This is a genomic window from Candidatus Nitrotoga sp. BS (assembly GCF_927797785.1).
Lineage (GTDB): Bacteria > Pseudomonadota > Gammaproteobacteria > Burkholderiales > Gallionellaceae > Nitrotoga.
Window position 1 is genome coordinate 1 of record NZ_CAKMLL010000112.1, and the last position, 10911, is coordinate 10911.

11 protein-coding genes are annotated in these 10911 nt (G+C 45.6%); 10 read left to right on the forward strand and 1 reads right to left on the reverse strand.

The features are described 5' to 3' along the window. Positions 1-265 precede the first annotated feature (265 nt). Positions 266-640: a c-type cytochrome gene (locus MJ769_RS13375; RefSeq protein ID WP_239237640.1), complete on the reverse strand. Its 375-nt coding sequence runs from the start codon at positions 638-640 to the stop codon at positions 266-268. Between the two features lie 263 nt (positions 641-903). On the opposite strand from MJ769_RS13375, the gene lgt reads away from it, so the two are divergent. The 10 genes from lgt to MJ769_RS13425 all read left to right on the forward strand — a co-directional run bounded on the left by lgt (position 904) and on the right by MJ769_RS13425 (position 10443). Then, entirely contained in the window at positions 904-1698 is a 795-nt protein-coding gene (gene lgt / locus MJ769_RS13380; protein ID WP_239237641.1) for a prolipoprotein diacylglyceryl transferase, read from the forward strand. Positions 1699-2183: 485 nt separating this feature from the next. After that, on the forward strand, positions 2184-2789 hold the full coding sequence (locus tag MJ769_RS13385; protein ID WP_239237642.1) for a cytochrome c3 family protein: 606 nt from the start codon (positions 2184-2186) through the stop codon (positions 2787-2789). 42 nt (positions 2790-2831) lie between these two features. Then, a complete protein-coding gene (locus MJ769_RS13390; protein ID WP_239237643.1) occupies positions 2832-5042 on the forward strand; it encodes a molybdopterin-containing oxidoreductase family protein in 2211 nt (736 codons plus the stop codon). Positions 5043-5045: 3 nt separating this feature from the next. After that, entirely contained in the window at positions 5046-5900 is an 855-nt protein-coding gene (locus MJ769_RS13395; protein ID WP_239237644.1) for a 4Fe-4S dicluster domain-containing protein, read from the forward strand. A 78-nt stretch (positions 5901-5978) separates the two neighbouring features. Further along, on the forward strand, positions 5979-7343 hold the full coding sequence (nrfD, locus tag MJ769_RS13400; RefSeq protein ID WP_239237645.1) for an NrfD/PsrC family molybdoenzyme membrane anchor subunit: 1365 nt from the start codon (positions 5979-5981) through the stop codon (positions 7341-7343). Further along, positions 7344-7871, forward strand: a complete 528-nt coding sequence (locus MJ769_RS13405; protein WP_239237646.1) for a DUF3341 domain-containing protein — start codon at positions 7344-7346, stop codon at positions 7869-7871. Between the two features lie 71 nt (positions 7872-7942). After that, the gene (locus MJ769_RS13410) at positions 7943-8407 is read left to right on the forward strand and encodes a c-type cytochrome (protein ID WP_239237647.1); all 465 of its coding nucleotides are present in this window, start codon (positions 7943-7945) and stop codon (positions 8405-8407) included. A 13-nt stretch (positions 8408-8420) separates the two neighbouring features. After that, on the forward strand, positions 8421-9434 hold the full coding sequence (locus MJ769_RS13415) for a hypothetical protein (RefSeq protein WP_239237648.1): 1014 nt from the start codon (positions 8421-8423) through the stop codon (positions 9432-9434). A gap of 8 nt (positions 9435-9442) precedes the next feature. Then, positions 9443-10042 carry a glutathione S-transferase N-terminal domain-containing protein gene (locus MJ769_RS13420; RefSeq protein ID WP_239237649.1) on the forward strand — a complete coding sequence of 200 codons (600 nt, stop codon included), beginning with the start codon at positions 9443-9445 and terminating at the stop codon, positions 10040-10042. Beyond that, on the forward strand, positions 10039-10443 hold the full coding sequence (locus MJ769_RS13425) for a ClpXP protease specificity-enhancing factor (protein ID WP_239237650.1): 405 nt from the start codon (positions 10039-10041) through the stop codon (positions 10441-10443). Before MJ769_RS13420 ends, MJ769_RS13425 begins: the two co-directional genes overlap by 4 nt. Positions 10444-10911 lie beyond the last annotated feature (468 nt).

Below are 10911 nucleotides of genomic sequence, written 5' to 3' on the forward strand. Positions count from 1 at the left end.
GCACCGTAGCAAAGAAAATCAGGAAAAGCGGACATTTCTATTTAGCGTTGACAGAGCTGGCTGTAATATGGTTACGTATGTTACAAATCAGGAATGGCAAGAGAAACGCCAATAGAATTAAAGCCAGTTTAAACTGGCTTTAATTCTATTGGCGTTTGTAAACTTTAACACCGCATTATTAAGTATTCAATTGAATCGTTTAGTAGAAAGCGGAAAGCAGAAATCAGTTTATGCCGATTTCTGCTAAGATAAACTTGCTTCTTGATTACTTCGCCAGGTGCAGTATGAACTCAACCAGTGTTTTGATGTCCGCATCGCTTACTCTAGGAGAGTTAGCTGTCATTGGTACCTTACCCCAGTTGCCAGTACCACCTTTGGAAACTTTCATGATTAGGCCTTCTTCTAATGACATTTTCTTGGCTCCAGCATCAGCACTGCCTTTTGGTGAGAAAGCATATTCTGTAGCACCCTTATACTTCTTGGAAACATCCATCCAAGCGGGTCCGACAATTTTTTTATCAATCGCGTGGCAAGCTGTACAGCCGCTTTTCTTGGCCAAGTCTGGCATATCTGTTGCTAAAGCACTACCTGCTGCCATCAGGCCTGCTGCTGTAATCACGCTAACGATGATAGATTTCATATTATTAAGCTCCATTAAATTAAGTTTTTCTTCAGTTAAACTATATTAGGCATTGCTGCCTTTCCCATTCTAACCAACTCCAACTTCTTTGCAAACTGTAAAGTACTAAACAGTATTGGTATTAACGCGTATCCCTAATGGGTCGTTGACAACCCTGCTTTAAACGTAGCAAATTTCATTTGCTACGTGCCTGAATAGGTGGGTAAATAAATCACGTATAATAATCAATCTTAAAAATTATCATTAGTGATAGTACGATCCGTATGCTAATTCATCCCCAGTTTGATCCTGTTGCTATTCATCTTGGCCCGCTTGCCGTGCACTGGTACGGATTGATGTATTTACTGGCCTTTATGTTATTTCTATTGTTGGGGAAAATGCGTACTCGCATTCTCAATCGCCCTGGATGGGATGAAAAAATGATGGATGATCTATTATTTTACGGCATTCTTGGTGTCGTACTGGGTGGGAGGTTGGGCGAGGTGCTGTTTTACAACCCCGGTTATTATGCATCTCACCCGCTTGAAATTCTAGCAGTTTGGCAGGGTGGTATGTCCTTCCATGGCGGATTTCTCGGTGTATTGGTGGCGATGGCACTTTTTGCACGTCTGCACAAACTCCCTTGGCTGCAGTTGATGGACTTTATTGCCCCCCTAGTGCCGCTAGGCTTGGGCGCAGGACGCATCGGCAACTTTATTAATGCTGAATTATGGGGGCGGCCTACAAATGTGGCTTGGGGGATGGTATTTCCCAATGTGGACGATCTGTCGCGCCACCCTTCTCAGCTATATGAATTTGCGCTGGAAGGTTTGCTCCTGTTTGCGCTTTTGTGGCTATACTCTAGCAAACCGCGCCCAGTAGGTGCTGTATCTGGTTTATTCCTCATCGGCTATGGCAGCTTTCGTTTCCTCGTTGAATATACACGCAACCCAGATGACGGCATATTTGGCCTAATGAGTCTTGGTATCAGCATGGGCCAATGGCTTAGTCTACCTATGGTGATTGCAGGGCTAGTGCTGATGCTAAAGGGGCAACGAAAACCGGCTACACTTAAATAATCTCATGTGCATTTGTTCGATTCGGCTACTATCTATCAATTTGCTATGAGTGCTCGATCCGAGCTTGGTGTATTGTTTCTCGGGAAAAAATGGAAATTTACCACCAATCGCAAGTAACGATGAGATTCAGTGTTGGTGGGCGCGCAGCATAGGCGAAGGTTTTTGCGCGTGTAATGAATTATATTTTGAATACGATTAACACTATGTTTATATTTATATTTGTGTAATTTTATTTGTGCGAAAGTTAGCGTGCACTATTTTGAAATGTTAATTTATCATTATCGTACTGTTGACTTTATTTTCCAAACTGGACATTATGCCGTCGTTTTATCGCGTCTATCCCTTGCGGATTGGTATGCACCGAACAAGTGTATAAATGCTTAAAGCGATATTGCGTCGTTTTAAATTACCCGTTGTAAATTTGATAATGCATGTCGATGTAGTTCCGTCGGCAGTCTAATTGTTTGTTGGGGGAGCTACTTACGATGAATTATTTTTTACGTTTATCCGTTTTGCTTGTCGGATTGGTCGTCTCCGCTGGCAGCTATGCCGCTAATACGGTACAGCCCCTCACTACAGCTGACGACTTGGGTCCTAAGGTCGAGCAGCCATTTGAGTTTCCCCATAATCGTCACGCTGGTAATGCCGATAAAGGCGGTATGGAGATAAATTGTATGTACTGCCATACTTATGCGCGCCGCAGCATGGTGGCAGGCATTCCGCCGGTACAGAAATGTATTGGGTGCCATCAAAGCATTGAGTCGGTGCGGGAAACCCCACGAATCAAAAAATTATTCGAATATTGGGAAGCTAAAAAAGCAATACCTTGGAAAAAGGTGCATGATCTTCCTGAGTTCGTGCGCTTTAACCATGAGCGTCACATTCAGCGATTCGTTTTTGCGCAAAACAAGCCGGTACAGGAAGCCTGTGGCTACTGTCATGGCGATGTGAAAACAATGACGGTTGCGCGTCGCCAAAAGCCGCTCTCCATGGGTTGGTGTGTGAGTTGTCATCAGAAAGATCATCCAGTAGATGCAACATCCACAAAGACGACTCACGGCCCGAATGACTGCTGGCAGTGTCATAAGTAATCGGCGCATTCACAAGATAAAGATTTCCAAGGGGTGTCAGCAATGATAGAAAATAGTTTTAATCGGCGAAATTTTCTGAAGGTGCTTGGGTGGGGTGGTGCAACGGCCGCGTTAAGCGGGTGTGGCAATACCTCAGTTGAGGACGGGAAGGAATTTGTAACTTCCTATGTCGAGACAGCGGACTATATTATCCCGAGTATTGGCACGTACTTTAATTCGACCTGCGCGCAGTGTGATGCTGGCTGCGGCATTATGGGGCGAGTGCGGGAGGGTCGCGTGCTTAAGCTGGAAGGTAATCCAAAAGCATCCATTAATAATGGCAAAATGTGTGGTTTAGGGCAGGCCGGAGTGCAGGCGCATTATAACCCTGATCGCATCCGAGAACCGCTGTTGCGTAATGGGGACAGGGGAGAGGCGATTACGTGGGAAAAAGCACTGGGGTTAATCAACGAAAAGGTTGGTGGTGTGAATGCAGAGAATATCGCATTCCTGACTGGTGTTGTTAGTGGGCATGACAAAGCATTATTGAAAAATTATCTAGATGCACTGGGTTCAGGTCATCATTACGTTTATGAGGCAGTTGCACCGTCAGTTATACGTGCAGCAAATAAGAAGGCATATGGCGTAGAGATGCCTCGGCTACGCTTGGACAAAGCCAAGGTTATTGTATCGTTCGGAGCGGATTTTCTGGGTGCGTGGGTTTCACCGGTACACTTTTCCCAGCAGTATGCTCGCTTCCGCAAGCCTGATAGTGGTGAGCGTGGAGTGCTGGTGCAGGTTGAATCAAAGATGACATTAACTGGTGCAAATGCAGATCGATGGCTGGCTATACGCCCTGGAACTGAAGGCATTCTCGCTTTGGGATTGATTAATGCGCTGGCTGCTGCAGGGTTGTCTGTACCAGGAGATGTTGCTGCTGCTGTAGGTGGGTACACCTCGGAACGGGTGAGCAAAGATACTGGAGTGTCTGCTGAGCATATAGGCAAGCTTGCCGCGTTACTAAAAGAGCGCAGCCCTAGCTTAATAATCGCAGGTAGTGCTGCCGAAGGCTATGCGCACGGCTCGCAGAATGCTGCTGCTATCGCTTTGTTGAATCAGATTTTAGGAAACGTCGGTCAGACGGTAGAGGCTCCATCTAGTACACCGTTTCCGCAAATGGCGCCGACTACGGGCAACCGCCTTGCGTTACAGTCACTCAATGACAACATGGCGCAAGACAAAGTAAAAGTGCTGTTCAGCTATGGTACTAATCCGGTGTTCACTGCGCCTGCTACCATGAAACTTAAAGAAAATTTAAAGAAGGTGCCGTTCAAAGTGGTGTTCGCTCACTATATGGATGAAACCGCAGTAGAGGCTGACTTGGTGCTGCCGTTGAACTCTGCAATGGAGGACTGGGCAACAGTAATACCGGAATACGTTGCCGAAGGTGCGCAGCTAAATATTCGGCAACCGCTGATGGAAAAATTATACCCCGGTACACTTGGCTTAGGCGACATCCTGCTTGGATTGCTCAAGTATCGCCGACCAGATGAATACAATGGTTTTGAAGATTTTTATTCGTATTTGCGTAACGCAATGGTGACGAACAAAGATGCATTGGGTGGCGCGAGTAAGGATGGCGATACGTTTTGGGAGGCAGCTCTAAGCCATGGCGGGGTAAAGATGGTGGGTGAGCCTGTCAATCTATCAGGCAATGTGTCTGCTACAACTTTGGTGGTTCCTGCTCCATTTGTAGAAGATGCGACGTATCCTCTACACCTGATTCCGGCTGTGAGCGCTAGTATGCGCGATGGACGCAATGCTAATGAACCTTGGTTGCAGGAATCACCGGATCCATTGACAACTATTGTGTGGGATAGTTGGGTGGAGATGCATCCGAAGACCGCTGCCAAGTTGGGTATTGTGGAAGGTGATATTGTCGAAGTGGCTTCAAAAAGCGGTGCTATGAAGGCACAGGCTTACGTGTTTACAGGTATTCATCCCGATGTGATTTCAGTGCCGCTAGGCTATGGTCATGATGCGATGGGGCGTTATGCAAAGGGCGTCGGTGCTAATGCCTTCAAAATTCTTGATCCAGTGTTCGACAAGGAAACTGGGGAATTGGCAATGCATGAGACGCGCGTTAAAGTAACCAAGGCGGGGAAGCGTGTGATTATAGTGAAAGATGAAGGCCCTGCCGGTGGTAATCAGATGGGTAGAAAAATTGCGGTAAGGCTTACATCTAATAAAGTGAATCTTTCGGAGGAGGTGTAAAAGGTGTCCATTACCAATTTATTAACAAACTGGTCAGACTTTCGCCAACAACATCCGTCGGCAGCTCATCCCCACCGAGAGTACAAGTGGGCAATGAGCATAGACCTGGATTCATGTACTGGCTGCAATGCCTGTAGCGTGGCATGTTACGCAGAAAATAATTTACCCGTGGTTGGCAAGGAAAAATTTGCACATGGGCATTCCCACCATTGGATGCGTATCGAACGTTATTGGGATAATGATGGTCGGGAATTTGCAGATCAAGGGGCGCAGTTTTTACCCATGTTGTGTCAGCATTGTGAGTCAGCGCCATGTGAAACAGTTTGTCCTGTTGGAGCTACCAACCACACTGCGGATGGCCTGAACTCACAGGTTTACAATCGCTGTGTTGGTTCACGTTACTGCAATGCAAACTGCCCATATAAAGTTCGGTACTTCAACTGGTACAACTATCCTACCACTGAAAACGTGTGGCCGGAGCCAATGAATCAGCAGCTCAATCCAGACTTGTCCGTGCGCAGCAAGGGTGTAATGGAGAAATGCACGTTCTGTGTGCAGCGATTGAGAGCTTCCATGAACGACGCTCGTACTCAAGGGCGGCTTGTAATTGATGGTGAAGTGCAAACCGCCTGCCAGCAAGTTTGTCCGACTGGGGCAATAACTTTTGGGAATTTGGTTGATCCATCGGCTAAGGTTGGAAAGCAGTGGAAGCAGCAACAGGTTGACCTGAATATAGATAAACAACCAAAGGACGCGGAAGAAAAGGCCGCTAAGTTACGTGGCTATCGAATTCTGGAAGAGTTGCGCACATATCCGTCGGTAATGTATCTGGAGCAGTTGCGTGAAAGCGCTGTTTAGGCCGCGTGATGGGGATGTCATGTGGGGAAACGGCATTGAGGTTACTTTCACGCAGGCACAAGGGGAGGAATTAAAATAATGGAAAAAGATATTCGCGAAGATATAGCTTGGGCACAGATTAATAAAGATGTGCTCAAGAGCTTAGAAAGTCCAAGAAGGCTTTACTGGGTAATCTTATTGATCGCACTTGCAATGATCGGTGTGGCGGTGGGAAGTGAGATTTACCAATATACGACTGGCATGGGTGTTTCCAATAAAAACAACTCTCATGTGTGGAGTTTATACATTGCTACCTTCATTTTTTGGATAGGAATGAGCCATTCGGGAACTTTGCTGTCGGCGATTTTGCATTTAATGCATGCCGATTGGCGTAAACCTATCTACCGTTTTGCCGAGGCAATGACAACATTCTCGTTGATGACGGCAGGCTTGTTCGTTATGGTGCACTTGGGCCGGTTATGGCAGGTTTATTATGTGATGCCTTACCCTAACGAGCGCTGGGTTTGGCCAAACTTTCAGTCGCCGCTAGTATGGGATATGTTCGCGATAGCCACCTATTTAAGCTCATCCGTACTCTTTCTCTATGTCGGGATGATTCCTGATCTTGCAATTTGTCGTGATAACATCCACGCGGGCTGGCGTAAAAAGCTGTATACAATAATGTCACTTGGCTGGGAAGGAACTGATCGCCAGTGGCGTAATTTCCGAATCACATATTTAACGATAGCCTGTTTTCTGATCCCGCTGGCCGTTTCCGTCCACTCTATCGTGGCCTCTGATTTTGCTATGTCGAATATGCCGGGCTGGCACGTTACATCATTTCCTCCATACTTTGTGGCAGGTGCTTTATATTCTGGTTGTGCTGCAATTATCACGCTTTTTATTATCTTGCGATATGTGTTCAGGTTTGAAGAATACATGACGTTGCCGATAATGAAGAAGCTGGTACGCTTGACCTTCGCTATAGCGATGGTGTGGACTTACCTCAATTTGATTGAATTCGCTTCAGTTTGGTATGGGCATGACCAGACTGCCAAGGATCAATTAATCTTTAAGGCTACCGGTCCTTATGCACCATACTTCTGGGCAATGATCTTCTTCGGATCCATCTTGCCATTGATGCTTGCCTTTAAACGTTTTCAGACTCATCTTCCAATCTTGTTCGTAGTGTCAATCCTGCTTAATGTAGGTATGTGGCTTGAACGCTGGATGATTATCTCGCCGAGTTTCGCACACGGTCACTATCCTTGGACATGGGATCATGATCAATGGCCAAGCTTAGTGCAGTGGGGAATCGTATTTGGTAGCTTCGGTTGGTTTACATTATTGTTCATGGTGTTCTGCAAGGTATTCCCTTCCGTTTCTATGTACGAAGTCAAAGAAATGGTATATCACCGCACTCTAGCACTGAAGCACAAGCCTGCTGTGAAGGGGGATTACTAAATGAGCAAACGTCATTTACTCGCACTGTTTAATGATTTTGATGAAGCCGTGGCTGCAATTGCTGAATTACGTGCGGCTAATATCAAGGGTTTTAACATGGACGACTTGATACTTAAGTCACCCATTGAGCATCCTGAAGTTGAACTGGTATTAGGCGACAAACCAGTTAATGTGCAATGGTTCACATTAATTGGAGCCTGTACTGGTGCTTTGTTAGCATTCTTCCTTGTCTCGGGGGCGCAGGCTAATTTCTTTGCTCAAATTAAAGGTGGAAAACCAATTGTTCCATTACCACCTAATTTTGTGTTGACGTATGAAATGTTCATTCTTGGTGGTGTATTTATCACTATCTTGGGTTTCTTGATTTGTGCAGCATTGCCAGCTAAACGTTCTGCGTTATATAGCGCTAAAGTATCGGAAGACCAAATTGGAATTCTGGTGAAAGGCGACGAATCGGCAGTAGCTGCTTTCAAGGCTATTTTTACCAAGCATAAGGCACTTGAGATTCAGGAAGAGGCGGGAAAATGATGAGATTATCTTTAGCAGTTGTATTGCTGTTGGCACCTGCGTTTGCGCAAGCATGGCCATGGTCAGACGACATGGCAAACCAGATCAGCATTAAACCACAGGAAAGTGCCGATTTGAAAAACCCAGGAATGCGGCCATTTCCAAAACACTCAGTTCCGATTCCCGGTACTACATCTCAGGTGAAAGATATGGAAGCGTCAGAAAAACAGACGAATCCGATACCGGCAGACGAAAAATCAGTGGCGCTTGGCAAGAAGCTTTTTGAAATTTATTGCACTCCGTGCCACGGCTTTTCTGGTAAGGGTGATGGATTGGTTGGTGCGAAATTATTATTACAGCCGTTTAACTTGACAGCTGATCAAACAAAAGCACGATCTGATGGTTTTATATGGGGCTACATGACGTTCGGTGGTGCGGTTATGCCATCATACGCTAATGATCTATCAGTTAATGAACGCTGGAATGTGATCAACTATGTACGCAAAGTGTTGCAAAATGGGCAGTCCGCCGCAGCGGTAATGCCTGCAGCCAAATAAGGGAGTGCAACTAATGATTTCGTATAGCAATTGGTCAGTTTTGACGGCGAGCTTTTTGGTGGTTCTTTATATTGCGCTGGGTGGTGTGACATTGAGTGCGGTGTTGCACTTGGTGGGTGCACAATGGCGATATGAAATTCGTCGATTAGCAGCATGCTTGTTTGCACTTTTCCCGCTAGCATTTGTGTTGTTAATCATATTATTGGTTGGCGGCGAACACACTTTTCCATGGTTGAGCACGGCTACTGAGCATGGGCATCATCTGCCAGCCTGGCATAACTACACATTTCTGGTGGCTCGCCAAGTGTTAGGAATGTTAGCAGTGATGGCGATTTTTTGGGTGTTTATCAAACGGCAGGAGGTAAGTGATCGCAGCAAGGAAGATCAACAAAGCTTCCATAAAATTGCTTGTTGGATACCTTATGTTTTTGTGCTCTACGGCACCATGATGGCGTGGGATTTCGAGATGACGTTGGTGCCATCATGGCACAGTGCGATTTATGGCATGCAGCATTTCGTTAGCAACTTTAATATGTTCATGGCCTTCCTTGTGACGTGGATTTATGTATTGAATACACGCGGCAAATTGCTACGTCCAGTTGAAGATTACATTTACAACTACCTTGCGCAGATGATGTTTGCATTTACTTTGCTTTGGATATATACATTTTTCGCGCAATATTTAGTCATTTGGTATCCCAACCTTCCAGGTGAAGTAGATCGCGTGATGGGTATGCAGAATGGCGACTACAGCGTGTTATGGTGGTCGATGTTTACCCTAAAATTAATCATTCCATTTACTGTACTGGCTATGCGAGCTTCACGGCACTCACCGCCAATAATTTTGACTGTGGCGGCGAGCATTATTGTCGGTACGATGTTTGAAAGGTATATTTGGATTTCTGGTGTAAACGGTACCGGCACTATGCCAGTGCTTGCGGTTCTGGTTCTTACTCCGGTACTAGCCGTTGCCGGATTCGTACTGGTGCGTCGCATGATGGCCCGTAGTCATCTGATAAAAGTGTGAGCCGCGCTATGATGACACTTTACTCGGGAACAACTGACCCATTCAGCCAGCGTTGCCGTATTGTGTTGTATGAGAAAGGAATGGATTTCCAAATAGTTGATGTTGACGTCTTCAACAAGCCTGAAGATCTCATGATAATTAACCCATACAATATGGTTCCTGTGCTTGTAGAACGTGATTTAGTACTCTATGAGTCAAATATCATCAACGAATATATAGACGAACGATTTCCACACCCGCAGTTGATGCCTGCCGATCCAGTGATGCGTGCGCGAGCTCGATTATTTTTGCATCGATTCGAGAGTGAGATGTTCTGTCATATTGGTGCACTGGAAAGTGGAGTGCAAAAGACCGCAGATAAGGCGTGCCTATCCGTTCGTGATAGTCTAACTCAGATTGCCCCGATTTTTGCTAAACAAAAATTTATGCTGAATGATGAATATTCTATGCTTGACGTGGCTATCGCTCCATTGCTATGGCGGCTAGATCATTATGATATTCAACTTGCCAAGGAGGCTGCTCCGCTTATGAAATATGCGGAACGACTTTTTTCGCGCCCAGCATATATTGAAGCAATGACAGCAGCGGAAAAAGCGATGCGAAAGTGAAAGAGCTTTCAACTAAGCCGTATTTGATACGTGCGATTTATGATTGGTGTTCTGACAGCGCTTTAACTCCTTACTTGGCAGTTAAAGTGGATGATCAGACTCGAGTACCAAAGGCGTATGTGAAAGATGGTGAGATTGTGATCAACCTTAGTATGGACGCAGTGCGTAACCTGCAGATTGGTAATGAGGAGATTACCTGTGGTGGGCGCTTTGGTGGTGTTCTGCATGGACTGGTTGTGCCGATTGTTGCTGTGATTGGTATTTTCGCCAAAGAAACTGGTCGAGGGCTTGTGTTTCAAGGCGGTGACTGTATACCAACGTTTCCAGTTGATATCAGTAATGGGTCTTCGCTAGTTAAGCCTACACTCCCTAGCAAACCCCGGCTCAGGGTAGTTAAATGAAATGGACATTGCGATATTAGTGGTTTCTTAATTGTTGAGGCTTAAGTATATTAAACCAATATTTTCCATTAGAGATTACATAGGGCAGTATTGACGCAATTCCAGATTTACTTGTGTTAGCCCTAAGTTCCTCAAGCCATGCTCTTCGACGTTCGGATCATCACCAAGTTTAGTTTCGCATAAATCACTGACGCTGAAGCTGTTCAAACCAATATCTGCTTTGAGTTCTTGAAATAATTTTCGCTATATTCTCGATCCCGATCGGAACGCCATACCTCCAGTGCGGACAAGCTAAGCGTAGTAACCATTGCATAGTAACGCAACCTCCAAAAGACGGTGTTGCAATACGTTCATATCCAGACCGCGATTAGTGCTCCACCAAACGACAGGCTCGGCAATGCAGTGATTGTCTCTAGCTAGTGTAGTGCGCCATTCTGTTTGGAACTTAATCGACTGTTGGCACGAATG

Excerpts from the sequence above, each read along its gene's own strand:
- MJ769_RS13375 (WP_239237640.1), bottom strand. The coding sequence starts at position 640 with ATGAAATCTATCATCGTTAGCGTGATTACAGCAGCAGGCCTGATGGCA.
- lgt (WP_239237641.1), top strand. The coding sequence starts at position 904 with ATGCTAATTCATCCCCAGTTTGATCCTGTTGCTATTCATCTTGGCCCG.
- MJ769_RS13385 (WP_239237642.1), top strand. The coding sequence starts at position 2,184 with ATGAATTATTTTTTACGTTTATCCGTTTTGCTTGTCGGATTGGTCGTC.
- MJ769_RS13390 (WP_239237643.1), top strand. The coding sequence starts at position 2,832 with ATGATAGAAAATAGTTTTAATCGGCGAAATTTTCTGAAGGTGCTTGGG.
- nrfD (WP_239237645.1), top strand. The coding sequence starts at position 5,979 with ATGGAAAAAGATATTCGCGAAGATATAGCTTGGGCACAGATTAATAAA.
- MJ769_RS13405 (WP_239237646.1), top strand. The coding sequence starts at position 7,344 with ATGAGCAAACGTCATTTACTCGCACTGTTTAATGATTTTGATGAAGCC.
- MJ769_RS13410 (WP_239237647.1), top strand. The coding sequence starts at position 7,943 with ATGGCAAACCAGATCAGCATTAAACCACAGGAAAGTGCCGATTTGAAA.
- MJ769_RS13415 (WP_239237648.1), top strand. The coding sequence starts at position 8,421 with ATGATTTCGTATAGCAATTGGTCAGTTTTGACGGCGAGCTTTTTGGTG.
- MJ769_RS13420 (WP_239237649.1), top strand. The coding sequence starts at position 9,443 with ATGATGACACTTTACTCGGGAACAACTGACCCATTCAGCCAGCGTTGC.